Here is a 24,767-nt window from a genome sequence, read left to right on the forward strand (position 1 = left end):
GGGGCTGACAAAGCCTGTCTATTGACTGTATCGGCCTCTTCGCAGCACAAGGCTGCTCCTACAAAGGACGCGCCAAGCGAGCGATATTTGTTCTCCGGCGACAGCGCAGCCACACCTGGGGAGGTCTCAATAAGCCTGCTTGCCGGTAAAGGCGCTAAGTGTGCGCACCAGAATCACGAAATCCAGCCACAGCGACCAGTTGTTGATGTACTCGATGTCCGAGTCCACCCGCTGGATCATCTGTTCGATATCCCTGGTTTCGCCCCTGAACCCACGCACCTGCGCCAGGCCGGTCATGCCAGGCTTGATATTGTGGCGAGCGAAGTAGTCGACGATGTCCTGCGAATACAGCGTGTCATGCTGCAACGCATGCGGCCGCGGCCCTACCAGCGACATCTCCCCGGTCAGCACATTGAACAACTGCGGCAGTTCATCGAGGCTGGTGCGGCGGATAAAGGCGCCGACCCGGGTCAGCCGTGGGTCATCCCTCTGCGCCTGCTTCACCACGCCATCTTCCGGCTGGTGGACATGCATGCTCCTGAACTTCCAGATACGGAACGCCTCCCCCGTCCAGCCGGTGCGCTCCTGACGGAAGAAAACCGGGCCGCGGCTATCGAGCTTGATGGCCAGCGCAACGGCCAGCAACACCGGCGATGCCAGCAGCAGGATCAGCGCCGCCAACACCCTGTCCTCGAGGTTCTTCAAGAACAGGCTCATGCCCGTCAGCGGTGTTTCCGACAAGGTCAGCACAGGTATGCCGGCAATTTCCCGCACACTGTGATTGATCAGGCGCAACGAGAAGATATCCGGTACCCAGTTCACCGCGATGCACTTGTCGAGCAACTTGAAATACACATCGTTGATGACCTCGGAACCGCCCAGCGGGGTCACCAGGTACACTGTGCGAATGCCATGGCGGGCCACGATATCGTCGAGCTCGGCAACATGCCCGAGCACCGGCATGCGCTGCTTTCCTTCGGCACTTTCGCGCCCCGGTTCATCGGCATTGTCGATCAGCACGCAACCCAGCACGCGTTCGCCGAACCAGGGGTTGTTGCTGATTTTCTGATACAGGAAGTTGGCCAGATCACCGGCACCAATGATCAGGGCGTTGTCCAGGCGTGCATGGGCGGTGAAGCGCTTTTGCAATTCGCGCACGGCAAAGTGCAGGAACAACTGAGCGATGTAGCCAATGATGAACAACTGCACGACCAGCAGTCGCGAATAGGTTTCGCTCTGTTTGGCCAGGAAGGCCATGACCACCAGGAAGCAAAAGGTTGCCGACCAGGCCTTGAACAGCCGGAAAGCCTTGATGGAAAGCCCGACGTTGGTACGGTAGATCGCATAGTGATCGTAGATGACTGCCAGTGCGCCAACCAGCAACAGCAGCATGATCACGTAATCGGAAGTGATGTAGCCGAACTGGTCGTAGATCAGGTACCAGGCAATACCGATGACTGCAATTCCATCGAGGCCGGCCTGAATGGCGTTACTTACGCTGCTTCTTCTCTGCAGTAAGGAACGACTGCTTCTGGGCTCTAAGACCATTTCAGACCTCATCAATTTGCGTGCAGCAAATGCCTTCCACCAACAAGCAAGCCTTGACAACGGCTCATGCAAAGCCCGTGGAGCAAAATCCTGCAGCCGCAAGCCATTGATCAAACTGTAGCAGCCATCCGCCATCAGCGTACCCGGAATCACCGCTCGGGCGGATTCTGACGCTCATACGGTGTGCCTGGCCGTCCCCCGTCGCAGCGGAACAGCAGGGTACGCACCAGGAACAACGGGTTGCCCACAACATAACGAATGAACAAACGCTTCGGCTCGCGCAACAGCCGGTATAGCCACTCCCCACCCAACCGCCGCAACCACTCGGGCGCCCGGCTGACCTTGCCGCCGAGAAAATCCAGGATCGCGCCGCCACACACGATCAGGCACGGCCCCCCAGCTGCCGCCAGCCTTGCGGCCACAATCTCCTGCCTGGGCATTCCCATGCCCAGCACGATCAGCTCAGGTTGCAAATCCCTGGCCAGTTGCAGGTAGGTATCGACGCTGGCAAAGCCATCGTGGACCGACACCGGTACCACCCCGAACGTGGCTGTGCTTCGTTGCACGGCCTGGTCCAGGTACGGCTGTCGGGTGCCCCAGAACGCAACCCGCCGCCCACGGTAGGCAGCCAGAAGCCTTGGAATGAAGTCGGTGCCATTCATGTTGAGCCCTGGCTCAAGCCCCAGCCGGCGATACAGGATCGCCAGGCCGGAACCATCGCGCAGCAGTACGTCGGCCGCTGACAATGCCTGGTGGCAGGCGCCATCACGAACCACCAGGTTCATTGCATGGGCATTGACGAAGCCCAGCACGGTCGCGGCTTTCGGGGCGCTGAGCCTGTCCAGCAGGCGCTGCGCGGCAGTGGCATCCGGCACCACTTCGAGCTTGCCGACAAGGGTGTTCCAGCGTTCCTGCCAATGAGCCATCAGTCTTCATCCCGTTTCGAACGTACCCATTCAACCTGTCGCTTGATCAGGAACCGCAGATACAAGGGGAGCTTCCTTACAGCGTAGAACGGCGCGTACAGCAGCACGGAGAACGGGATCAGTTCGCGACAGAAACTCGCCCAGGCCACTGCGACAGCAAGGCCGAGCAAGGCCAGCGCGCAAAGGGCGATCCACGCAGGTGCCGCCAGGCCGAACAGCAGGTACGCCAGCCAGGCCACCAGGTTAAGCCCGAGCAAGGCCAGCACCAGCAACGCCAGCGGCGGCACCAGCAGGTCCAGGGTCATGGCCAGCAAGCTGCCGTTACGCTGGGTGATTGCCGCCAGCGCACGCTTGGGCACATCGGCCAGCATCAGGCTCAGGTGCCCATGTTCCCAGCGGGTGCGCTGGCTGCCCAGGCCTTGCTGGCTGGCAGGGAACCGGCTGCTGACCACGGCCTCGGGGCAGAACACTGGCGGCTTGCCCTGCTGGCACAGGTCCAGGCCCAGCTTCACATCCTCTACCAGGTGCCCGTTGGCCAGGTCGATCAAGGCCAGGTCACGCCAGCCGAATGCCATGCCGGCGCCCATCAACTGGCATGGCAGGCCCAGCCGCGCCCAACCACGCGGGCGCACCAGGTTCTTGACCCGCCAGGCGAACTCGGCAACCTGCACTGTCAGCCCAGCCCCTGCCGGTGCGTACATCAGGTACAGCGCCTGCACCGGGCGAGCGACTTCTCGGTAGCGCCGCGCCAGGCGCTCGATTGCCCCCTCGCCCACCTGGCAGTCGGCATCCACCACGATCACCACCTCGGGCGGCTGGTTGGTCAGGTGGCGCACGCCGAAGTCCAAGGCGTAGCCCTTGCCGCGCAACCGTGCATCGTGGCGCTCCACCACTTCGGCACCCGCCTCACGCGCCAGTTGCGCGGTGTCGTCAGTGCAGTTGTCCGCCACCACCAGCAAGCGGTCGCCAGGCCGCAACTGCGGAGCAATGCTCGCCAGCGTGGCACCAATTATCGAAGCCTCGTCGTGAGCTGGCACCAGCACTGCCACCTGCGGACGGGCGGTGTTGCCCATCGGCTGCGCGCGTGCAGGCAGGCAGGCCATCAGCACCTGCACCACCAGCAGCAGCACCGGCAACAGGACGATGGCCGCCAGCATACCCAGTAGCCAAGCCAATACACTCATCATGCGGATGCCTTGAAATAGCTGGCCAGCCTGGCCGCCTCGGTATCGATGTCATGCCGTTGCAGGACACGCTGGCGTGCCGCGTCGCCCATGCGCTGCAGCACTTCGGCAGGTTGTGCCAGGCAATCGGCAATGGCCGCTGCCAGCTCGTCCACGGCGCCGGCAGGGAACAACCAGCCGTTTTCGCCCGGCCGCACCAGCTCGGGAATGCCTGCCACATAGGTGGTCAGCACTGGCCTGCGCAAGGCCATCGCCTCCATGATCACCACCGGCAAACCCTCGGCAAAGCTTGGCAGCACCAGCGCACGCGCCGCCAGGATTTCCTCGCGCACCTGTGCGCTGCTGATCCAGCCGGTGATGCGCACCTGCTGCTGCAAGCCATGCCGTGCAATCAACGCCTCGACCTGGCCACGCATTTCACCGTCGCCGGCCAGCACCAGTTCGAAGGCGATCGACCGGGCGGCCAGTACTCGCGCGGCCTCGAGCAGCAGCAGCTGGCCTTTCTGTTCGCACAGGCGGCCGACGCACACCAGGCGCGGCGCCGTGGGCACGCCAACTGGCGCCACCTCATGGAAACTGCGCTCGAGCCCGCAATGCACCACCTTCACCTTGGCCCAGTGTTCGTGTGCCACCCAGCGAAACAACTGGCTGCGCCCGTACGAGCTGACCGCCGCAACAAATGCGGCACGCCGCACCTTCTCGCCCATGTGCAGAAACTGCGGCTTGTCGAACTCCTCCGGCCCGTGCACGGTAAAGCTGTAGGCCGGCCCGCCCAGCACATTGGCCAGCATCACCACCTCGGTGGAATTGGTGCCGAAATGTGCATGCACATGTCTTGCCTCGCCAGCCTGCAACCATTGCAGTACCTGGCAGGCCTCGGCCAGGTAGACCAGGTGGTAGGGCCAGGCGCGGTCGGCCCGCAAGCCAACGCGCATGGCCAACTGCAGTGCCCGGAAGAACCGGCGCGGCTGTGCCCGCAGCACTTGCCAGGCCGGTGCCAGCAACCCCTTGATGCCACGCTGCAGCACATAGCGGGTCTTGGCCCGTTCGCTCGCGTCGTCGGCATCCTGCAACTCGGCGTCCCACCCGCGCAGGGCAATACGCTGCACCTCTACCCCCTGGCGCTCCAGCGCCAGGATCTCGCGGCGGATGAAACTGTGGCTGACCTTCGGGTACTGGTTTATGAAGTAAGCAATGCGCATAGAAATCCAGATCAAGACCCGCGTAGTGAACATTCAGACCTGCCGCGGCAGGGCTGGCGATTACTTCAGGCTGTCGACTACCGGCGGCCGGGGCCCCGCCGATGCCATCTCGTCAGATACATCCCCCTGTTCCCCTTGTAGTCCAAGGTTGTGACCGCTGCCTGGCAACACGGCCTGCAAGCGGGCGAAAACATCGTCGAGCAGCACCTGGCGGCGGCGGTACATTGCCCGTTTCTTCGCCGGAATATCCTGTTCCGCCCGCTGTACCGCAGCCAGCGGAAGGGCGAAGAAGTCAGCATGGCTCGATGCAGTAGCACCGTGTTCCAGCCAGATCACATCATAATTGGCCGCCAGGTCGTGGCCTTTGTCGCTGCCAAAATACGCGTGCCGATGGTGGCGGCAGGCATCACGGACGGCATACAGGTGCGCCACGCCAAGGGTCCTGGCCAGGCACTTCAATGCCTCGAGCAACAGGCTGCGCGGGCGCAGCCCTTCGAAGTCCTTGGTCAGGTCGCGGTAGATGGCCAGTGAGGTTTCGCTGTCGATACCCTTGTGGATGCCCTGCACGGCACCAATGAACAGGCACAGTTCGCCCTGGCTGCGGCACAGGCTGAATGCCAGGGATGCCACGCGCAGGTCGCTCTGAAACAGGTTCAATACCAACTCGCCTTCGCGCTTGAACCAGATCGGCCGGTCCAAAACCAGACGACAACCCGGCGAATGGCTGGACAGCTCGCACAGCGTCAGGCTTTCGTCCCGCCCCAGCAGCAACAGCGCCGGAAACTGCCCGGCCAGCACTTCGAAGTGCGAAGCCACCACCTCCAGGCGCTGCGGGGCTTCCCAGCATTTGCTGAGGTAAGGCCACTGCACGACACCGATGCAATCCACCCCTAGCCGCTGCAAGCCTTGCTGGCCCAGCGCCGCCGTCATGCGCTGCAGGAAGGCGTTCAGTTCAGGCCATTGCCTGGCAATCTGCAGCGCCAACCTGCACTTGTTGTTCAGCGCCCGCAACGAGTAGCCCGGTTGCAAGGTAAACACGCTTTTGACGATCGTGCCGAGCATCATGGGCCTCTCTCACTTGTACTCGATCAACGTCGATTTGCCGGCCGCGATGCGGTGGCGCAGGAACTTCAGTTGCCCGAGCATTTCCGGGAACTTGCCCAATACCAGAAACACTGCCTGTAGCCAGTTCTCCCGCACCGACTTGCCACCACGGCGTGCCAGGCGTACGGCCTGCAGCGGGTAGACCGCCAGCAACAGCAGGCCCCAGCCGCCCAGCAGCAGGCAGGCCAGCACGATTACCACGGGGATGCCCAGACCCCACAGCCAAGCCCGGCGCGATTCGCGCAACCAGTGCCGCTCGGGTGGCTGACCATGCAGGTAAGCCCCTTCGGCATAGGCGTGGCCAGCGCGCAGGCTACGCCGCCACCACTGGCTGAAACGGGTCATGGCGGCGTCGTGCAGGGTCATCTCGGCGTCCAGGCGCCAGACTTTCCAGCCCTTTGCCCGCAGGCGCACGCACAGCTCGGGCTCCTCTCCGGCAATCAGCTCGGGGCGAAAGCCGCCGACGGCGGCAAAGGCATCTGCTCGCATCAGGGCATCGCCACCACACGCCTTGGCCTCGCCAATGGGGGTGTCCCACTCCAGGTCACACAACAGGTTGTACACCGACCGCTGGGGGAAGCGCTCGCGTCGGCGGCCACACACCACGGCCACGTCGGGGTGGTCGTCGAGAAACGCCTGCGCCGCGGCCAGCCAGCCGCCATCCACCTCGCAATCGCCATCGACGAACTGCACCCGTTGCAGCGACGGCAACCGCCGTTGCAGGGCGAAAAAGCCTTCGTTGCGCGCGCGTGCGGCAGTGAACGGGGTGTCCATGTCCAGCGCCAATACCTCTACCCCCAGGCTGCGGGCCAGGTGCGGTGAACCATCGGTAGAGCCGGAGTCGACGTACATGATCTTGTCCGTACCCTGTAGCAGCGAACGCAGGCAACGCTCCAGGCGCAGGCCTTCGTTGCGGCCAATCACCACCACTCCGATGCCGCTCGCCATGGGCCTCACTCGACGGGCGCCGTGGCGGCCGGTTGCCTGGCCTTGATGATGGCCGGCACCCCCACCGCCAGCGAATTGTCCGGCACATCCACCAGCACCACGGCGTTGGCACCGATGATCACGTCGTTGCCGATACGGATGCTACCCAGCACCTTGGCCCCGGTGCCGATATCGACGTTGTTGCCGAACACTGGTGCAATCGGCTCATCGACGTTCTTCAGGCCCACCACTACCCCGTTGCGGATGCGGCAGTCATCGCCAAACCGGGCATAGCCGCTGACTACGATGCCGCCAAAATGGTCGATGACGAAGTTGCGGCCGATCACCACCTCGCACGGCAGCTCCACACCTGTGATGATCTGCACGAACTTGAACAGGACCTTGTAGATGAGCGAAAACAGTTTTCGCAGCAGTGCCGGGCGCACCCCATAGCGCCAGCGGCCGAAGCGGTACACCAGCAATACCCAGAAGCCCTGGGCGCCCCAGTCGCCCCCATGGGCACGCAGGTCGGCACGTATATTCTCGAACATGGCTCCACCTACCTTGTCGGTTGGCTGGCGTACCGGGTCTTGAACAACAGAGACCAGGTCGCCCGGCAGTGACGCCAGCAGGCCTGTATTGCGCCCAGACCGCGTCGTTTCAACAGCGCCTTGAGTGCCAGTACCAGGTCGCCCAAGGTGACCAGCAGCATGTGCAGGGCAAGGCCCGCCAGCCCGTGATGCTTGCGGAAGTACAGCAGCTCGCTTTCGATCTGGTATGACGAGATCTGTCGGCTGGCCGCCTCCAGTTCGGCCACCGATCTGGAGCTTTCCCCTCCGATGTGCACCACCGTGGTATGCGGGTAGAACACCACCTTCCAGCCTGCAGCCTTCACCCGCTTGCAGTGGTCGACCTCCTCGTAATAAAGAAAGTAGCGCGGGTCGAACAGGCCCACCTGGTCGAGCACTTCGCGGCGCACCAGGTAGAAGCAGCCAGGCAGCCAGTCGCACTCGCGGACCGAAGCGTGGTCCCAATCCATTTCGTCGACCATTTTCAAGCCCGGGAAAAAGCGCCCCAGCCCGGTACGCCCGACGAACACGTTGAACGGTGTGGGGAAGTAGCGGCAACTGGGCTGCAGGGCGCCGTCGCGTCCCTCCAGGCGGACCCCCAGCACACCGCACTCCGGGTGGGCTTCCATGTAGTCGAGGGTTTTCTGCAGTGAATCGGTGGCGACAAAGGCGTCGGTGTTCAGCAGCAAGGCGTACTTGCCCTTCAGGTGCGCCAGCAACTGGTTGTTAGCCCGGCCGAACCCCACGTTCTGCTTGTTGCTCAGCAGCAGCGCCTGCGGGCATACCTCGGCCATGCGCTGCAGCGAGTCATCGGCGGAGGCATTGTCCACCACCAGGTAGCTGGCCAGCCGTTCGCTGTCGGCCCGACGCAGTGCATCGAACATCGGCTGCAGCAGCCCGGCCGTGTTGAAGTTGACCACCATGACGTCCACAGGTTTGCTAGCCATTGTTGCCGTCCCCGAAGAAATACTGGCGCCTTTGCGCCATCAGCTGCGGCTCCAGTTGCGGGTCGTAGGCACCATTGCGCTGCTTGACCAGGTCGATCCATGGGTAGGCCTCGCAACGTGCCTCAACCCGCTTGATCAACGCCTCGGTGGTGCATATGAACTCTGCAGGGTTGCCACCGAACACCGTGCCCGGCGGCACATCCTTGGTCACCACGGCACCGGCGGCCACGATCGACTCAGGCCCGATGGTGACGCGGGGCATGACGATTGCACCGTGGCCGATGAAGCAGTTGTCCTTGATGTCGATGAAACCGACCGAATCCAGGTGCTTGCCGAAGCGATGTTCGATCAGCAATACCACCCCGTCATGACCGATCAGGGTGCAATCGGACAGCCCCACACTGTTGCCGATGCGAACCAGCGAAGGGTCGAGGAACTTGCAGCCTGTATTGACATAGAAGTTGCTGCCTACCGAGTGGAAGTTGCCCCAGCGGGCAAGGTAGGCCCCCCACTCAAGCCCTGACGGCTTGCAGAACCTCCTGTAGAAGGAGCTTCCTCGCCCCGTTGCATGGACATAGTGCGCCACTGCCTTGCGTATCCATCCCTTCATTCTGCCAGCCTCGCAATCAAAGCCATCTGGACTGTCCCTGAGGCGCATCCGGTCTCGTTCTTGTGGGTGCTGACCGTCGCGCACTCAACCCGTTTACAACATGCATCACCCCACGGCGTCGCTGGCCGCGCTCAGCCTGGCATCGAGGTGGTCGGCCAGGCGTACCGCAAACTGCAGCAGCGGCATGGTCGGATTGCAAGCGCCGCCCGTGGCAAAGATGCTGCTGCCGGCGACATAAAGATTTTCGGTACCGAACACCTTGCAGTTGGTATCGACAACACCAAACTGCGCCGAAGACGCCATGCGCGTGGTACCCATGTGATGGGCATGTGGCGACAACTTCAACGGTATCGAGGTGTCGTAAACGAAGTCATTGAGCCTGATGTAGCCCAGGTCCATGGCAGCCCACTGCTTGGCCAGCTCGCTTCCGATGCACTTGATGGTGTGCCGGTCATCAGCGGTCAGGGCCCAGTTGACATTGACCTTGGCCACGCCCAGTGCGTCCTTCTCCTCCAGCAGCGAAATACGGCTGTGCAGGTTGGGAAACTGCTCGATCATGGTGCTGATGACGCCATCACCGGGGCAGTTGAACTTGGCCACGAAGGCGATCTTGCTGGCTACTCCCATGTCGCAGGCCAGGTTCTCCAGAAAATGCTTCACCTCGGCAGTACGACCATAGGTTTGCACATCAGCCAGCAAGGCGGCCCTGACGTTGCCCTTGCCTGCCTTGTACTCCTCAACGAAAGCATCGGTGGTGTAGTACTCGCGCGGTTCAGGGGCCAGCCTCGAATTGAGGATAAAGGTGCCAAGATCAATGTTCAGATGCTCCATGAAGCACCCGCCGACCAGCCCGTCCTTGCTCACGATCCCCGCCGCCGCCAACGACTCGCTGTTGAGCAGTTGCCGGGCATTCTCGATGGCACCTGTAGCGAGTACGAAGTTTCTTGCAACCAGGCGCTGGCGATTGCACTCGTAATCGGAAAGCACGACTGCAGCCAAGTGACCGGAAGCCTGGTCGAACTCCAGGTTCACGCAATTGCAGTTGATGAATACGTCCAGGCCCTGGGTCTGCTCCAGGGCCGTGGCGTACTTCTGCGCAAAGCGCGTTGGCGGGCTGAGCAGAAAGCGGTCCGGTTCGAAGTCACCGCCGTCGAGGCCATCATTCAACGCGCGAAAGTCCGCCCCTGGCGGCAGGTCGACGATATCCATGGCAGCAGGCAGGTAGCCTGCGATCTCCGAATAAGGAATGGGCCAGCCAGGCAAGTCGCCAATGGGAGGGACTGCGAAGTCCGAGGGGCTGAACGGCCGGCAACGGCCGGCCCAATGGTTGGATGTGCCGCCCAGGTAACGCAGGCGAGCTTCCCCGGCATACAGTTCCAGGCCAGTGGATGCACAGGCGTACAAGGCTTGCGAGTTCGCCGAGTACTCGCGCCCGCCACCTTCGGCAAGCAGGACGCTCCAGCCGGCGGCGGCCAGGCGCAGGCCCAGGGTGATACCGGCCGGGCCGGCGCCGATGATGCAGACATCGTAACTGTCGCGCAGCGCCTTCTGCTGCTGATAGTCCCTGATCATGCGTGCTCGTTCCGGAAGTAACGGGACGGCAGTACCCAGCCGTTGATCACCACGAACCCAGGCCTGCCAGCAGGTTGGCTGGCGACGGCTGGCGTAGCAGCGAACACCACACCACCTACACCAAGCAAGACACAACTTTGGAGAAACCCCCTACGACCCAATTGCGCAGTACAAAACGTAAGTTTCCCCATGATCCAATGACCTGCACCTTAGAAAGTTTCACCCGACAAGCCGAATTACAGCCAGTTGAAAAAGGCTGTCAGCAGCGCCCCGCAAAGCGCCCCGACCAGCAGCATCGGCAGTACCACCAGCTCACGCCTCAGGCTGAACATATCCAGCTTGCGATTCACGTACACGATCAACACAAGGGTTGGCACGGTATGCAGGGCAACCCCCCAGATCGCCCAGTCAACGCCACCGATCGCCAGCAACAGTGGCAACAACCCCCACAACGAGACCAGGCGGATGATGTTATCCATGGCCTGGTACTTGGTCAGGCCCAGGGCAATCCACACCTGATGAGCCAAGGTATAGCGCAATGTGAGGAACGACAGCGAAAGAATGGCCATCATCGGGCCAGCTTCACGGTAGCGATCGTCGTACAGCCAACCGATCAGCAACGGGCTGGCGGTCAGGAAGCCACCACAGATGAACAGCACCAGCAGGTCGACCAGCAGGCGGAAGCGGTAATACAGGGCCTTGAGGCGCTCCTTGTCATCGGCCCGTGCCGCTTCGCTGAAGGCGGGCAGCGCCACCGCGCCGAAAACCTTCATCAGCGCGGTCTGCACGGCACCCAGGATCAACACGGCAATCGAATACACACCCAGTTGTGCCGCCGTCATGCTGGCGCCAAACCACATGCGGTCACCGTACATGGCCAACACGCCAACCATCGACGACAGCAAGATCCAGCGGCCGAACACGATCAGTTCGGTCAGCGCGCTGCGGTCCCACTGCAGGCGGTTGTCATGCCCCTCCAGGGCGGTGTGACCGAGCAGGGTCCAGGCCACGGCAGACACCAGGCCAGCGATCACCAGTGCCCACACCGAATGGGTCAGGTAGCCCAGCACCAGCATCACCACCAGGCCGACCGCCTGCGAGGCCAGGTCCACCAGTACCACGCGCTTCTGTTGGAAAGTCCGTACCGCGACATCTATCTTGGTGGACTGGAAGCCCCAGATCACCGCCGACAGCCCGGTTGCCGCCAGCACCATCGGCAACACCGGTGCGGCATAGGTGGAGTCCGCCGGCCACAGCTCGGCGAGCTGAGCGAACCAGGCCCCCAAGGCCAGCAGCAAGGTCAGGGCGAACAGCACGAAGCCGCGGATGATCTGCACGGTCCATGCAGTATTGAGAAAATCCGGGTCGTCACCGCGATGGCTCTGGATGATGTTCTGCCGCAGGCCGACATCGGACAGTAGATGCAGGAGTACCGAAACGGTGGTGGCGATGACCATCACCCCGAACATTTCCGGCAGCAGCAAGCGGGCCATGATCAGGTTGCCGCCAAGGCGCATCACCTGTGACGCCACTTGTGCAACCAGGTTCCATGACCCGGCCCTCAGGGCCCGCTTGCGCAGGCTCGCGGTGGCAGACACATCAATCGACGGCATGAGAGCAATCTCTGACTGACTGGCTAAAAGGTCACTATAGTTTCAATCAGCCACGACGCTAGCCGTTGCCCACCGATGCAAAGGTGCACATAGCCAATGCCTGAACATTTTCGTGCGTTGATCGTCATCCTTTTTCTGGCGAGCGTGGTCTTCCTGCTGGCGCGGCGGCCTGCCACCGACCTGATTCCGCTGAGCGACTTCAAGCGCCGACGCAACCTGTGGTTCCTGCTTACCCTGCTGGCCTTCTTCTCGCACAGCTTCTGGCTGTACCTGGGTGCTGGCGCCGTCATCCTGTACATCGCCGGGCGCCGCGAACACAACCCCATGGCGCTGTTCTACATGCTGCTGTTCCTGATCCCGCCGGCTTCGGTGCAGGTGCCCGGGTTTGGCGTGGTCAATTACCTGGTCGACCTCAACCATATCCGCCTGCTGGCCTTGTGCGTGCTGTTGCCGGCGGCGCTGGCCCTGCGCCGGCAAGGCGACACCCTGCGCTTCGGCCGCACCTGGCCCGACAGGTTGTTGGCGGCCGGCCTGCTGCTGATGAGCGTGCTGTACCTGCGCGAGACCACCCTGACCGACACCCTGCGCCAGACGCTGTACCTGTTTGTCGACGTGTTACTGCCGTATTACGTGGCCAGCCGTGGCCTGCGCCAGATCAGCGACTTCAAGGACACCCTGCTGGCCTTCGTGCTTGCCTCATTCGTTCTGGCCCTGATCGGCGTGGCCGAGTACGTGCGCCACTGGCTGCTGTACAGTGCCCTGGTCGACGCCATGGGCGTGCCGTGGAGCATGTCCGGCTACCTGAGCCGTGGCGGTTCGCTGCGCGCCAGCGTTACCACCGGGCAGGCGATTGCCCTGGGTTATGTGATGAGCGTGGCCATCGGCCTGTTCCTTTTCGTCCAGGGTTACGTGCGCCGCCCCCTGCAGCGGGCCCTGGGCGCCCTGCTGCTGGCCGCAGGGCTGTTCGCGCCACTGTCACGCGGCCCGTGGATCGGTGCCGTGGTCATCGTGGTGGTGTTCATCGCCCTGGGCAAAGGTGCGGTCAGGCGCCTGGCGCTGCTCGCTGCGGCCGGCATGCTGGCCCTGCCCTTGCTGACCATCGTGCCCGGTGGCGACAAGGTACTGGACATGCTGCCGTTCATCGGCAACCTCGAGAAAGAGAACATCACTTACCGCGAACGGCTGATGGACAACTCGTGGATCGTCATCCAGCGCAACCCGTTGTTCGGCTCGTTCGACTTCCGCAACACCCCGGAAATGCAATCGATGATCCAGGGTGACGGCATCATCGACATCGTCAACACCTATATAAACCTGGCACTGCGGGTCGGGCTGGTCGGGCTGGGCCTGTTCGTGGCGTTCTTCGCTGCCGTACTGCACGGTATCCGCAAGGCCATGCGCAGTTTCCCCGACAAGGACGACGAGCGACGCCAGCTCGGCCGGGCATTGCTGGCGACACTGATCGGCATCCTGGTGATCATCTTCACCGTCAGCAGCATCACCTTCATCCCGGTGGTGTACTGGACTGTCGCCGGACTGGGCGTGGCCTATGTCCAGATGGTTCGCAAGCTGCACAACAGCCAGGCCATCGCGCTGGCCGACCCCGCCCTTCAACCCAGGTGACGCCTATGAACCTGCTCCCCCTGCGCCGCTGGGGTTTTCAAACCCTGCTGCGGGTTTCGGCCATCGCCGGCCTGACCTCACTGCCGCTCACCGGCTGGGCCTCAGCGTGGCAAGTCAGTGTCGATGAACAGAACGGCCTGCCCTTGGTGACCCGCGGTGGTGGGCCAGTGATGAAAGCCAAGTTCGACTTCTGGGCGGCCAACTGGAGCTGGACCGGTTTTTCCACCACGTTCAAGGTAGTTGGCCCCGGCCACTACACGCTGCTGGGCAAGAACAAGGAACTGGACTTCGATCTGGCGGCGGATATCCGCAAGGAGCAGGCGCAAACCCTGGGCTGGGCCTTCGACCTCGAGGCCCACAGCCGCCAGGCCGGAGTAATGGGCGGTGGCATGGTGTTCGAGTTCGACCCTGGGCAAATTGCCGGGGGCATGGGTGCACCGCAGCTGCTGCCCGGCAACCGTGGCTGGTCATGGGGCAAGGCTGACCAGGGCCGACGCATCGAAATGCGCTTCGACCCGCCGCTGGCCAAGGTGTATTTCGAGCGCGGCAACCCGTCCGAACTGCGTGCGTTCATTTACAGCGACCCGATCAACGCTGGTCGGCAGCAGATCAAGGCGGTGCTGAACATCACCGGCGACATCGACCTGGGTCCCACGCCCAGCGAACGCTTCGGCCTGGCCGACCCCGCCGGTTGGCCCGACGACCAACTGGACTGGCGCACCTCGCCCGTGGACCTGTCATTCCTCAACGCCCCGGAAAAGCCTGCCGGCAAGCATGGCTTCGTCAAGGCCGTCGGCGAGCAGCTGATGTTCGAAAACAACACCCCAGTGCGCTTCTGGGGCACCAACCTGTCCGCCTATTCGCTGTTCAAGAGCCCCGACGAAGAAATCCGCCAACAGGCCAAGCGCCTGTCGGCACTGGGGTTCAACCTGGTGCGTTTGCATCACCACGACTCGCCCTGGGTCAGCCCGAACGTGTTCGGCGACGGCACCCTGGTGCGCGATACCCAGCAGCTCAGTGCCGAATCGCTGCGCAAGCTCGATTTGTGGATCAAGGCGCTCAAGGACGAGGGCATCTATATCTGGCTGGACCTGCACGTGCAGCGGGCGCTTACTGCCAATGACAATATCGATGACTTCAAGGAACTGGCCAAGGGTGAGAGCCAGGTCGACCTGAAGGGTTACGCCTATGTGAACCGAAGCATCCAACAGGCGATGAAACGCTTTGCCGAGCAGTACCTGACTCATGTGAATGAATACACCGGCCTGGCTTACAAGGACGACCCCGCCATCGCTGCCGTGCTGCTCACCAATGAGAACGACCTCACCCAGCATTATGGTAACGCCCTGATGCCGAACAAGGACGTGCCGCGCCATAGCGAGCGCTACATGGAAGCGGCCAAAGCCTTCGCCAAACAATATGACCTGCCCACCGACCTCACCTGGCGCGCCTGGGAGCATGGCCCTTCGAAGCTGTTTCTCAACGACCTGGAACAGCGCTTCAACACCGACATGATCACTCACCTGCGCGGCCTCGGCGTGAAAGTGCCGATCGCCACCACCAGTACCTGGGGCGGCAATGGCCTGAGCGCGCTGCCGGCACTGACCACAGGCGATGTCATCGATGCCCATGGCTACGGTGCCAATGGCCAATTGGAGAAGAACCCGTTGACCAGCGACGGCGTGATCGACTGGCTCGCTGCCGCCCAGGTAGTCGGCAAGCCGCTGACCGTCACCGAGTGGAACGCCGAACCCTTCCCGCTGCCCGACCGCCACTCGCTGCCGCTGTACGTGGCCGGCACCGCTGCCCACCAGGGCTGGGACGCCATGATGCAGTACGCTTACAGCCAGCAGGCCTTCAACCCTGGCTGGCGCACGGCGGATAACTGGCACGCGTACAACGACCCGGCGATGATCGCCACCCTGCCCGCTGCCGCCCTGCTCTATCGCCGTGCGGATGTGAAGCCGGCCACTACCCGATACGTGTTCGCGCCGACGCCCGCCACCCTGTACAACCAGGAGATCACTCCGCGCAACTCGCCACTGCTGCGCACGGCCATGGAAAAGGGCCAACTGCAGATCGCCCTGCCACAGACGCCGGAGTTGCCCTGGCTGAAACCCGCCGCCATCCCTGCCGGTGCGCAGGTACTGCAGGACCCGGAGCAGTCCTTGCTACCGGCCGACGCCACGGAAGCGGTCAGCGATACGGGCGAACTCAAGCGCAACTGGCAACAGGGCATCTATACCATCGATACACCGCTGACCCAGGCCGCCACCGGATGGCTGGGAGGTCGCTTGATCAGCCTGGGCGCCATCCAGGTGCAAGCACGAACGCCGTACGCCAGCGTCGTGGTGCAAAGCCTGGACGGCAACCCCCTGGGCCAGTCGCGCGAACTGCTGCTGTCGCTGGGTACCCGGGCCGTGCCCAAGGCCGATGGCAAGACACCGTTCAACGTAGAGCCGCTTGCCGGCACCTTGAGCATCAAGGCGCCTGCTGGCCTGAAGCTGTTCGCCCGGGATGCACAGGCCCAGTTGAAACCCTTGCCGATGGCTTACCAGGATGGACGCTACAGCATCACGTTCGACGGCAAGTACATGTCCAACTGGCTGTTCTTGAAATAGGGCATATGGCCATCTACCCTCACAACAGTCCTGTAGCTGAAAAGCGCAGCTGTACAACAGCAGAGTCCAGGAGGCATGGATGAAGTTTCTGGTTGTCGGTGGCGCAGGCTACATTGGCTCGCACATGGTCAAGCACCTGCTCGGTACAGGCCATGAGGTGGTGGTGGCGGACCTCGTCTCGCCCGGCCCCGGCGTCCAGTGGGCGAAACTGGACATCGCCGACGAACCCGCCCTGGATGTGCTGTTCGGTGTTTGCCGCTTCGATGCCGTGTTCCACTTTGCCTCGTTCATCCAGGTGGGCGAGTCGGTCAGCGTGCCCGGCAAGTACTACCAGAACAATGTCGCGGCCACCCTTTCCCTCCTGCAGGCCATGGTGAATGCCGGTATCAGGCACCTGGTGTTTTCTTCCAGCGCAGCCGTCTACGGCAACCCGCAGTACGTGCCGATCGACGAAGCGCATGCCAAGGGGCCGATCAACCCGTATGGGTTGAGCAAATGGATGGTCGAGCAGATTCTCGAGGACTTCGACCGGGCCTATGGCTTGAAGTCGGTATGCCTGCGTTACTTCAACGCAGCGGGCGCAGACCCGGAGGGCCAGCTGGGAGAGCGTCATGAACCCGAAACCCACCTGATCCCGCTGATCCTGCAGGCCGCTTCGGGCCGGCGTGATGCAGTAACGGTGTTTGGCCGCGACTACGACACGCCGGATGGCACCTGCATACGCGACTATGTGCATGTGGCCGACCTGGCGGCGGCTCATGCACTGGCGGTGGATTACCTGCTGGCGGGTGGCGAGCGAACTGCGTTCAACCTGGGCAACGGGCTGGGCTTTTCGGTGCAGCAGGTGATCGATACGGCCCGGGCGGTGACTGGCCGGCAGATCCGCACCCTCGACGCCCCCCGCCGCCCCGGCGACCCGCCCCGATTGGTGGCGGATGCTGGCAAGGCCATGCACATGCTGGGCTGGCGGCCGGAGTTTGCCACGCTGGAGTCGATTGTGCGGCATGCGTGGCAGTGGGAGTTGCAGTACCCCTGGGCTCGCTACCCCACAAGCTGAAAAGAGTGCGCCATACCTGTGGGAGCGGGCGCGCCCGCGAACACCGGCGCAGCCGGTGCCATCCACCGCGTCGCCTGCTTCGCGGGCATGCCCGCTCCCACAGAGACCCCACCAGCTGAAGGAATGCGCTGTACCTGTAGGAGCGGCCTTGTGTCGCGATGGGCTGCGAAGCAGCCCAACAATACCGAGACTCAATAATAGGTTCGAGGCTGCTCGTCAGCTTTGTTCAATACCGTTCCCACCAGGTTCACCCTTGCCAGGTGATGCAGGCAATCCTCGATCTCCTTCCTGTTGTTCATACCGTTGGCCACCACCAGCAGCACACAGTCGAACTTGGGTATCACGGTGATCGCATCGTCAGAACTGAGCAATGGCGGCAAATCGAAAATGCAGATGCGCGACTCGTATCGGTTGCGTAGTTCGCTGATCAGGTTGCTCACTTTGGGCGACGACAGCATTTCGGTGGACAACGGCACCGGCACTCGCGTGGGCAGTACCACGAACCGAGGCAAGGTCGGGTTGACCAGGCAGTCCTGCAACTCGGCCTTGTCCGTCAGAAACTCGTTCAACGACTGGTCCATGGGCAGGCCCAGGCTGCTGCCAACCTTGGGTCGACGCAGGTCGAAGTCCACCAGCAAAGCGGTCTTGGTGGTGTGGTGGGCGATGCTCATGGCCAGGTTGATCGCCAGCACCGTCTTGCCCGCTTCAGGGGTTGGCGAGGTGATGGCCAGGGTTCGCCAGCCATTCTCGTCCATGGTCCTGAGCACTTGCGTGCGCAGCAGGTCGATCGGCCCGTTCATGTTGGAGTTCTTGTTGTAGGCGACGATACGGTGACGCTCCAGGTGCTCCGCGCGCAGCGGCACCACCTTGGTGTTCACGTAATCGAACTGGCCAGGCACTTCCGCCAGTCCCGTACCAGGGGCGGGTGACAAGGCCTGCGGGGTACCCGGGGTAACCTGGTGAAGATTATTGCCAACAGCCGGCTTGGTCCTGTCCATCACTGCTTCCCTATGCAAACCGAGACATGACTTTGAACAACAGCACATCCAGTGGCATGTAGAACACGTGCACCAGCACTACCATGATAGCCGCCAGCGCCAGTGCCGCCACGATCAGCCAGTTGCGCCAACGCTTGCGCCTGGCCACATCGGCCTTGGTATCGATGTATGGCAGCGCCACCAGCACCCGCCTGCCCAGCAGGTTCTCCAGTGCACCGACGCCGCGAATGCGCTGGTTGAACATCTCCAGCAGCATCACCAGCGCACCGCCACCTGCCGGTGCCAGCACCAGGCCCAGCGCAGCGATCTTCTTGCGGTTGGGCTTGATCGGTTTCTCGGGCATCAGTGGTGGCTCAAGCAGTACAAAGCGCTCGGCCTTGTTTTCCTGCTCCAGGCTTTCGGTAATCTTCGCGCCCATTTCCTTGGCGCGGATTTCCTCGTACTTCTTGCGCGCGTTGTCGTGGTCACGCATCAAGGTCACCAGGCCACGCTCGACCTGCGGCGCCTCGAGGATCTCGGCCTCGTAGCCTTCCATCTTGCGGGTCAACTCGCGCTTCTGCTCGGCCAGCGAAGCAATGCGTTCCTGTGCCGCGCTCATCTTGGCGCGCACGCGGGCGACATCGAGGCCGACCGTGGAGGCCGCCGCCGTGCGATTGCCACTGGCTTCGAGCGCCTGGATCCTGCGCTTGACCGCCACCACATCGGGGTGGGCTTCCTTGTAGCGGCTCAGCAGCCGGGCATATTCGGCCTTCAGGCTGGGCAGGTCCTGGGGCTGCTCGGCACCGGCCACCCTGGGGCCTTCGCCGGCCTTGGTTGCCAGCCCGGCATTGGCCGCGGACAGTTCCAGCTCAAGGTAACGCAGTTCTTCCTGGGCGGCCTTGTAATCACGGTCGACCTCGCGGAACTCCAGCTCCGATCGTGACAGCATATTCATGCGCAAGGTCTGGTGCTCGGGCAAGGCGTTGGCGTGGGCCTGCTTGAAATCCGCCAGCTGGTTTTCCAGTTTGGCCAGCTCGGCACCCAGCTTGTTCGCCTCCTGGGTGAGGAACTCGGTGGTTTCGTTGGCCCGCTCGGTACGCTGCTTGAGGTTCTCGTTGAGGAACAGCGTCACCAACTCGTCGGCGACGTCCTTGGCCACCTCGGGCTGCTTGTGCTCGAAGGACACATTGAACGCCACGGTCGCTTCACCCCGCCCGCGCACGTATGTGGTAAGGGTTTCGACGACGATGGCGCTGCGCATGTGGTCGATCTTGTCGCTATCGCTGAAACGCTTGTCGGGAAACAAGTTGTACTTGTCGATGATGCGCAGCAGGTTCTCGCGAGTCATCACCCGCTGGCGAATCACTTCGATGCGTTCATCGGCAAAGCTGGTGTTGTTGGTCGACACCAGCTCAGGGGAAATCTGCTGCGACTCCACCAGGATGGTGCCGGTCGATTGGTAGATCGGCGGCACCATCACCGCGACTGCGACGGTCGCGGCCAGGATGACTACGATGCTCACCCCCAATAACAGGGCCCTGTCCTTGATTATGGCAATGTAATCTCTGAGGGAGAGCTCGTAGTCAGACTTCATGGGGCCACCTGCCTGAAGTTCAGATGTCGGGGTACCTGTACGTCAACGTCAAACCCACGATCGTAGCGTTCGCATCGGCTTCGTTATCCTGCTGCCGTTCCTTGTACATCAGCGACAGGCGCAGGTCCCAGTACGGCGAAAACTCGCGGCTGGCCCACACGCTGTAAGTCTGCAGGGTGTTGGGGGTCTGCCCTTTGCTGTCTTGCCAGGCAGCGTCCGTACCCACCCGTGTCAGTTCGCTGACGGCGTAACTCCACACACCGCGCACCTGGTCCAGCTCGGCGAAGCCGCCTTCGGCGCTGGCTACCGTGCTGCGTTCGGCGGTGAAGCTGGCGACGGCGCGCGCACCGGTGTACAGCAGCGCAACCCCACCCTCCCCGCGTCGGCCACCTTCGTCACCGGAAACCTCGGTGACACCCACATGCGCATCGGCGCTGAGGCTTTCGGAAAACTGGTACTTGACCCCGACCGCGGGGCTGTAGCTGTTGGACGCCGTCGCCGTCTGGTCCTCCTCGGGCTCATAACGCCGGGCACCAAAGCGGCTGTACAGATCAGCCCGCTCGCTCCAGGCGTAGGTCCAGGTGAACACGTTGCCCAGTTCTTCGTAACCCGTCAGCGTACTGATGTCATAACGGGCACGGTTGTACGTGGTTTCGTTGCTCAAGGTGCTACGCTCGGTAACCGCCTGGCTCCAGTTGCCGGTCAGCGTATACAGCTTTTGCGTGCCATCGGTGGTGACCACACCGGTATCCAGCACCGTTCCCGACAGCGTCGAACTTTCGTTGTAACGCGCCAGCAGGCCAAACCGCCCGCGCTCGGTCTGACGCTGCCAGCCCAGGCTCACATCAGGGTCCTCACGGTTGTCGACCACCGCCGTGTCGGACGAGCGCAATACATTCAAGCCAAGCCCCAACCTCAGTTCGTCACGGTCGAAGGTACCGATCAGGGTGTAATCCGGCGCGATGATCGTGCGCGTTATTCCCTTTTCACCCGAAGACAGCAGCAAGGGGTTGCTGTCATGTTCGACGGATGTCGGTACCACTACCGTAGACTGCCAATTTGCTGCCAAGACCGTGTTCGTAAACGGCAACACCAAGATTGCCGTTGCAATACTAGTTGTTCTGAGAAGAGGCATTAAGTGTTCTTATTAAAGGCAAGATCAAGGGACGACCAGCGTATCGCCAGCCTGAAGTTGGATGTTGGTGGACATATCCCGGCCAGACACCAGGTCTCTATATCGCACGGGCAGGATTTTTTGGGAAGCGCCAGTGCCGCGCACCACTTTGATTTCGCTTTCATCTGCAAACTTGTCCAGGCCGCCGGACATGCTCAGGGCCTGCAACACTGCGGTAGGGCCCGCCATCTGTACCGGCCCGGGCTTGATCACTTTGCCTTGTACATAGACCAGGTTGCCGGCGATGCTCTTGACGACAACGCTGACGTTCGGGTCGGGGAGGAATTTCTCGAGTTTGGCAGCCACTTGTTTTTCAACGGTCGTCACATCCAGCCCGGCAACATCGATGCGACCTGCCAGGGGGAACGTGATACTGCCATCGGGAAGTACGGTGGCTTCCTGGCGCAGGCTATCTTCCTGCCACACCGAAACCATCACCACATCGCCGGGGCTGAGCAGGTAGGTAGCACTGCTCGGGTCGGCCTTACCGGCACCAGACCACACCATCAGCATGCAGAACGCGGCAAACATTGAACGCACCATGAGGGTCCCTCCGGCCGAAAAGGCCCGACAAAGAGCACTGAATGAGAACAGCACACCAACTCTCGCTCCGCTTCGCGGCATACGCCAACCGCGATGACCTCGATCTTTACGAGGCCTTGCCTTGACGCTGTGCAGCCTGGGCTTTGCTGCCTGCAACCGTGGACCTGCACGGGCTACTGGCAATATAGCAACGGCTGGGGAATTGACAAGCGAGGCCCCGGGCCGCTGGCGTCAAGGGTAGAACCCAGGCTGGCGGATTCAGATCTTTCTCCTGTTGGCGACAGCTACAAAGCCAACGACAGCAAATGCAAAGAACCACCCTGCCGTTGATACAGGGACGATACTGCTCTGATTGATATACATATCCGCCGCACGCGCTGCGCCACTTAACAGCGCCAGCAAAGACATCGATTTGATAATCAGAGCCGTGCGCATACGCCCCTCCTGAAGAGGAAAATCAACTGTTTGTTGGCGAGGTGTTCGGGAGTTGTTTCACCGTTGAGATGAGCTTATGAACACAATGACATTGCGTCAACGATTCGACACTATAATAAAATTCAATGGGCGCGGGACAATACAGTCAAAATATCGACGCGCAAATTGAGCATAGGGCGCTGCATGGGTGGCGCCATAGTTTCATCGCTGAGAAAGGCAAGGCCGTGGGGCGGTTTGGCATGTTATTCGTCTGCATGATGCACCACGACCAGCAACTGCGCCGGCAGCGGCCCGACCGACCTTAGCCGGTGTGGTGTCTGGGCATTGAAATGCAGGGCATCGCCTTGCTCCAGCAGTACCCGCTCGCTCATGAAGTCCACTTCCACCTGGCCGGCGTGGACGAACAGGAATTCTTCGCCCAGGTGCTCCTTGAACGTAGGGTCGCTGAACTCGGTCGGCGGCTGGATCAGGAACGGCAGCAGGCTGCGCTGCCCGACCTGGCTGGTGAGGGCCGAGTACCCCGGCCCTGCCCCGTCACCCACCAATGCCTGGCGCTCGCCATGGCGTACCAGGCTGTAGCGGTTCTGGCCGGTCTGCTCTTCGGCGAACAGTTCTTCGACATTGACATTCAGTGCCCGCGCCAGCTTGAGCGCGGCGGCGATCGAGGGGGTGTTCAGGCCACGTTCGACCTTGGACAGGTAGCTCTTGGTCATGCCGGTCTTGTCGGCCAGCAACTCCAGGGTCATCCCCAGTTTCTTTCGCAGCAGTTTCAATCGGATAGACATGTGACGCGGATTTCCCAGGCGAAGGCAGCCTGGTAATGATACGTGGACTGCTCAGGAAATGCTGGGGCTGCTGCGCTGAGTCTTGTAGGAGCGGCCTTGTGTCGCGATAGGGCTGCAGAGCAGCCCCGGCAATTTGTGCACTATTGCTGAAACCCTGGGGCCGCTTTGCGGCCCTATCGCGACACAAGGCCGCTCCTACAAAAAGCCAGCGCAGGCCCAGGGTTACGGCATCACCGGCGGCAGGTACTGCAATGTCGTACCCAATGCCCACAGCAACACCAGCACCAGCGGCACGTGCACCAGCAACTGCACGAACGAGAAGCCGATCAGGTCGCGTGCCTTGAGCCCCAGTACCCCCAGCAGCGGCAGCATGTAGAACGGGTTGATCAGGTTCGGCAAGGCTTCTGCGGCGTTGTAGATCTGCACTGCCCAGCCCAGGTGGTACTGCAGGTCATTGGCCACCAGCATCACGTACGGGGCCTCGATGATCCACTTGCCACCACCCGATGGGATGAAGAAGCCCAGCACCGCCGAATACACGCCCATCAGCACGGCATAGGTGTCATGAGTGGCGATCTGGGTGAAGAACAGTGAAATGTGGTGGGCCAAAGTCTGCTCGTCGACGCCCTTCACCTGGGTGAGAATGGCAGCGATCGAACCATACAGCGGGAACTGGATCAGCACCCCGGTGGTGGTCGGCACCGCGCGCGCCACCGCATCGAGGAAGCTGCGCGGGCGCCAGTGCAGCAAGGCACCGAGCATGATGAACAACAGGTTGTAGGTGTTAAGCCCGGAAATGGCGGTAATCGCCGGTTTGGTGGCGAACTCCTGGTACAGCCAGCCGGCGGCCAGGGCCACCAGCAACAGGATCAGGATGGGGCTGTGTTCCAGCCACTCGCCCGGGCGGGTGCGCTGGGGTGCCGGTGGCGCGGTGAAGCTGGGGTCGACCCCGCAGTCCTGGGCGCTGCGCGCGCTTTTCGGGCCCGGCGCCGTGGCGTAGGCGATCACCAGCGAGACCACCACCAATGCCGCCAGCATCACGCCGGACTGCCAAAGGAAGATGGTTTCGGTGAACGGGATCACCCCGGTAATCGACAGGATCGACGGTGGCAGGCTGGCCGGGTTGGCCTGCAATTGCGCCGCCGACGAAGACAGGCCCAGCGCCCATACGGCGCCCAGGCCCAGGTAGGCGGCGGCACCGGCGGCGCGGTAGTCCATCTTCAGTTCGGTGCGCCGCGCCAGGGCGCGCACCAGCAGGCCGCCGAACACCAGCGACAGGCCCCAGTTGAGCAGCGATGCCAGCATCGAGATCAGCGCCACCCAGCACACTGCCGAACGGCCATTGCCGGGGATGCGCGCCAGGCGGTCGATCAGCCGCGCCGCGGGCGGCGAGCTGGCCACCACATAGCCGCCGATGACCACGAAGGCCATCTGCATGGTGAAGGGGATCAGGCTCCAGAAGCCATCGCCAAAGGCCTTGGCGGTGTCGGTCGGCTTGGCGCCCATGGCCAGGGCGCCGATGCACACCAGCAGCACTGCCAGGGCGGCAAACACCCAGGAATCGGGGAACCAGCGTTCGGCCCAGTTGGAGCAGCGCAAGGCAAAGCGCGCGGAACGGCTGTCTTGGATTTCAGCGGCCACAGTTCAATTCCTTTTATTGGTTTTATCGGATACATCAGCAAAAACGCAAAACCCCTGTAGGAGCAGCCTTGTGCTGCGAAGCGGCCAGTACAGACAACACATCTCGTGCATGCCT

21 protein-coding genes are annotated in these 24,767 nt (G+C 62.3%); 3 read left to right on the forward strand and 18 right to left on the reverse strand.

Features of this window, described 5'->3' with window-relative positions; translation table 11 throughout:
- Positions 1–126: 126 nt before the first annotated feature.
- The 11 genes from GEV38_RS14760 to GEV38_RS14810 form a co-directional block, all read right to left on the reverse strand.
- Positions 127–1,548 (reverse strand): undecaprenyl-phosphate glucose phosphotransferase, encoded by a 1,422-nt coding sequence (locus tag GEV38_RS14760; protein ID WP_054573255.1) that lies wholly within the window; start codon positions 1,546–1,548, stop codon positions 127–129.
- Between the two features lie 149 nt (positions 1,549–1,697).
- Entirely contained in the window at positions 1,698–2,474 is a 777-nt protein-coding gene (locus tag GEV38_RS14765; RefSeq protein WP_054573254.1) for a WecB/TagA/CpsF family glycosyltransferase, read from the reverse strand.
- Positions 2,474–3,661 (reverse strand): glycosyltransferase family 2 protein, encoded by a 1,188-nt coding sequence (locus tag GEV38_RS14770; RefSeq protein WP_054573253.1) that lies wholly within the window; start codon positions 3,659–3,661, stop codon positions 2,474–2,476. Before GEV38_RS14770 ends, GEV38_RS14765 begins: the two co-directional genes overlap by 1 nt.
- Positions 3,658–4,860 carry a glycosyltransferase gene (locus GEV38_RS14775; protein WP_054573252.1) on the reverse strand — a complete coding sequence of 401 codons (1,203 nt, stop codon included), beginning with the start codon at positions 4,858–4,860 and terminating at the stop codon, positions 3,658–3,660. Before GEV38_RS14775 ends, GEV38_RS14770 begins: the two co-directional genes overlap by 4 nt.
- A gap of 60 nt (positions 4,861–4,920) precedes the next feature.
- Entirely contained in the window at positions 4,921–5,925 is a 1,005-nt protein-coding gene (locus GEV38_RS14780; RefSeq protein ID WP_043935637.1) for a VirK/YbjX family protein, read from the reverse strand.
- Between the two features lie 9 nt (positions 5,926–5,934).
- Positions 5,935–6,912, reverse strand: a complete 978-nt coding sequence (locus GEV38_RS14785; protein WP_015270407.1) for a glycosyltransferase family 2 protein — start codon at positions 6,910–6,912, stop codon at positions 5,935–5,937.
- Positions 6,913–6,917: 5 nt separating this feature from the next.
- Positions 6,918–7,442 carry a serine O-acetyltransferase gene (locus GEV38_RS14790; protein ID WP_013972705.1) on the reverse strand — a complete coding sequence of 175 codons (525 nt, stop codon included), beginning with the start codon at positions 7,440–7,442 and terminating at the stop codon, positions 6,918–6,920.
- A gap of 8 nt (positions 7,443–7,450) precedes the next feature.
- Entirely contained in the window at positions 7,451–8,407 is a 957-nt protein-coding gene (locus GEV38_RS14795; RefSeq protein WP_015270408.1) for a glycosyltransferase family 2 protein, read from the reverse strand.
- Positions 8,400–9,017, reverse strand: a complete 618-nt coding sequence (locus GEV38_RS14800) for an acyltransferase (RefSeq protein ID WP_024087161.1) — start codon at positions 9,015–9,017, stop codon at positions 8,400–8,402. Before GEV38_RS14800 ends, GEV38_RS14795 begins: the two co-directional genes overlap by 8 nt.
- A 105-nt stretch (positions 9,018–9,122) precedes the next feature.
- Positions 9,123–10,589 carry an FAD-dependent oxidoreductase gene (locus GEV38_RS14805; RefSeq protein ID WP_015270410.1) on the reverse strand — a complete coding sequence of 489 codons (1,467 nt, stop codon included), beginning with the start codon at positions 10,587–10,589 and terminating at the stop codon, positions 9,123–9,125.
- Positions 10,590–10,825: 236 nt separating this feature from the next.
- Positions 10,826–12,202: an oligosaccharide flippase family protein gene (locus tag GEV38_RS14810; protein ID WP_015270411.1), complete on the reverse strand. Its 1,377-nt coding sequence runs from the start codon at positions 12,200–12,202 to the stop codon at positions 10,826–10,828.
- 96 nt (positions 12,203–12,298) lie between these two features.
- On the opposite strand from GEV38_RS14810, the gene GEV38_RS14815 reads away from it, so the two are divergent.
- The 3 genes from GEV38_RS14815 (at position 12,299) to galE (ending at position 17,503) form a co-directional block, all read left to right on the forward strand.
- Positions 12,299–13,825 (forward strand): O-antigen ligase family protein, encoded by a 1,527-nt coding sequence (locus GEV38_RS14815; protein WP_015270412.1) that lies wholly within the window; start codon positions 12,299–12,301, stop codon positions 13,823–13,825.
- A gap of 5 nt (positions 13,826–13,830) precedes the next feature.
- Entirely contained in the window at positions 13,831–16,446 is a 2,616-nt protein-coding gene (locus tag GEV38_RS14820; protein WP_054573251.1) for a cellulase family glycosylhydrolase, read from the forward strand.
- A gap of 79 nt (positions 16,447–16,525) precedes the next feature.
- Positions 16,526–17,503 (forward strand): UDP-glucose 4-epimerase GalE, encoded by a 978-nt coding sequence (gene galE, locus GEV38_RS14825; RefSeq protein ID WP_015270414.1) that lies wholly within the window; start codon positions 16,526–16,528, stop codon positions 17,501–17,503.
- 191 nt (positions 17,504–17,694) lie between these two features.
- Here galE and GEV38_RS14830 read toward each other — a convergent pair whose 3' ends face one another.
- From GEV38_RS14830 to GEV38_RS14860, 7 genes are all read right to left on the reverse strand, one after another.
- Positions 17,695–18,501, reverse strand: a complete 807-nt coding sequence (locus tag GEV38_RS14830) for a CpsD/CapB family tyrosine-protein kinase (protein ID WP_015270415.1) — start codon at positions 18,499–18,501, stop codon at positions 17,695–17,697.
- A gap of 10 nt (positions 18,502–18,511) precedes the next feature.
- Complete coding sequence (locus GEV38_RS14835; RefSeq protein WP_054573250.1) at positions 18,512–20,074, reverse strand: Wzz/FepE/Etk N-terminal domain-containing protein; 1,563 nt, start codon at positions 20,072–20,074, stop codon at positions 18,512–18,514.
- A 19-nt stretch (positions 20,075–20,093) separates the two neighbouring features.
- Complete coding sequence (locus GEV38_RS14840; RefSeq protein ID WP_054573249.1) at positions 20,094–21,209, reverse strand: hypothetical protein; 1,116 nt, start codon at positions 21,207–21,209, stop codon at positions 20,094–20,096.
- 24 nt (positions 21,210–21,233) lie between these two features.
- The gene (locus GEV38_RS14845) at positions 21,234–21,791 is read right to left on the reverse strand and encodes a polysaccharide biosynthesis/export family protein (protein WP_015270418.1); all 558 of its coding nucleotides are present in this window, start codon (positions 21,789–21,791) and stop codon (positions 21,234–21,236) included.
- A gap of 258 nt (positions 21,792–22,049) precedes the next feature.
- Positions 22,050–22,226 carry an EPS-associated small membrane protein EppA gene (eppA, locus tag GEV38_RS14850; protein ID WP_167506598.1) on the reverse strand — a complete coding sequence of 59 codons (177 nt, stop codon included), beginning with the start codon at positions 22,224–22,226 and terminating at the stop codon, positions 22,050–22,052.
- Between the two features lie 242 nt (positions 22,227–22,468).
- Positions 22,469–23,011, reverse strand: coding sequence for a helix-turn-helix domain-containing protein (locus tag GEV38_RS14855; RefSeq protein WP_039613642.1), 543 nt, complete (start codon positions 23,009–23,011; stop codon positions 22,469–22,471).
- 222 nt (positions 23,012–23,233) lie between these two features.
- Positions 23,234–24,652, reverse strand: coding sequence for a short-chain fatty acid transporter (locus GEV38_RS14860; protein ID WP_054573248.1), 1,419 nt, complete (start codon positions 24,650–24,652; stop codon positions 23,234–23,236).
- Between the last annotated feature and the right edge of the window lie 115 nt (positions 24,653–24,767).

This window comes from Pseudomonas sp. 13159349 (genome assembly GCF_013305685.1).
GTDB lineage: Bacteria > Pseudomonadota > Gammaproteobacteria > Pseudomonadales > Pseudomonadaceae > Aquipseudomonas > Aquipseudomonas asiatica.

Coding starts and splice junctions, on each gene's coding strand:
- GEV38_RS14760 (WP_054573255.1), bottom strand. CDS start 1,548: ATGGTCTTAGAGCCCAGAAGCAGTCGTTCCTTACTGCAGAGAAGAAGC.
- GEV38_RS14765 (WP_054573254.1), bottom strand. CDS start 2,474: ATGGCTCATTGGCAGGAACGCTGGAACACCCTTGTCGGCAAGCTCGAA.
- GEV38_RS14770 (WP_054573253.1), bottom strand. CDS start 3,661: ATGATGAGTGTATTGGCTTGGCTACTGGGTATGCTGGCGGCCATCGTC.
- GEV38_RS14775 (WP_054573252.1), bottom strand. CDS start 4,860: ATGCGCATTGCTTACTTCATAAACCAGTACCCGAAGGTCAGCCACAGT.
- GEV38_RS14780 (WP_043935637.1), bottom strand. CDS start 5,925: ATGATGCTCGGCACGATCGTCAAAAGCGTGTTTACCTTGCAACCGGGC.
- GEV38_RS14785 (WP_015270407.1), bottom strand. CDS start 6,912: ATGGCGAGCGGCATCGGAGTGGTGGTGATTGGCCGCAACGAAGGCCTG.
- GEV38_RS14790 (WP_013972705.1), bottom strand. CDS start 7,442: ATGTTCGAGAATATACGTGCCGACCTGCGTGCCCATGGGGGCGACTGG.
- GEV38_RS14795 (WP_015270408.1), bottom strand. CDS start 8,407: ATGGCTAGCAAACCTGTGGACGTCATGGTGGTCAACTTCAACACGGCC.
- GEV38_RS14800 (WP_024087161.1), bottom strand. CDS start 9,017: ATGAAGGGATGGATACGCAAGGCAGTGGCGCACTATGTCCATGCAACG.
- GEV38_RS14805 (WP_015270410.1), bottom strand. CDS start 10,589: ATGATCAGGGACTATCAGCAGCAGAAGGCGCTGCGCGACAGTTACGAT.
- GEV38_RS14810 (WP_015270411.1), bottom strand. CDS start 12,202: ATGCCGTCGATTGATGTGTCTGCCACCGCGAGCCTGCGCAAGCGGGCC.
- GEV38_RS14815 (WP_015270412.1), top strand. CDS start 12,299: ATGCCTGAACATTTTCGTGCGTTGATCGTCATCCTTTTTCTGGCGAGC.
- GEV38_RS14820 (WP_054573251.1), top strand. CDS start 13,831: ATGAACCTGCTCCCCCTGCGCCGCTGGGGTTTTCAAACCCTGCTGCGG.
- galE (WP_015270414.1), top strand. CDS start 16,526: ATGAAGTTTCTGGTTGTCGGTGGCGCAGGCTACATTGGCTCGCACATG.
- GEV38_RS14830 (WP_015270415.1), bottom strand. CDS start 18,501: ATGGACAGGACCAAGCCGGCTGTTGGCAATAATCTTCACCAGGTTACC.
- GEV38_RS14835 (WP_054573250.1), bottom strand. CDS start 20,074: ATGAAGTCTGACTACGAGCTCTCCCTCAGAGATTACATTGCCATAATC.
- GEV38_RS14840 (WP_054573249.1), bottom strand. CDS start 21,209: ATGCCTCTTCTCAGAACAACTAGTATTGCAACGGCAATCTTGGTGTTG.
- GEV38_RS14845 (WP_015270418.1), bottom strand. CDS start 21,791: ATGGTGCGTTCAATGTTTGCCGCGTTCTGCATGCTGATGGTGTGGTCT.
- eppA (WP_167506598.1), bottom strand. CDS start 22,226: ATGCGCACGGCTCTGATTATCAAATCGATGTCTTTGCTGGCGCTGTTA.
- GEV38_RS14855 (WP_039613642.1), bottom strand. CDS start 23,011: ATGTCTATCCGATTGAAACTGCTGCGAAAGAAACTGGGGATGACCCTG.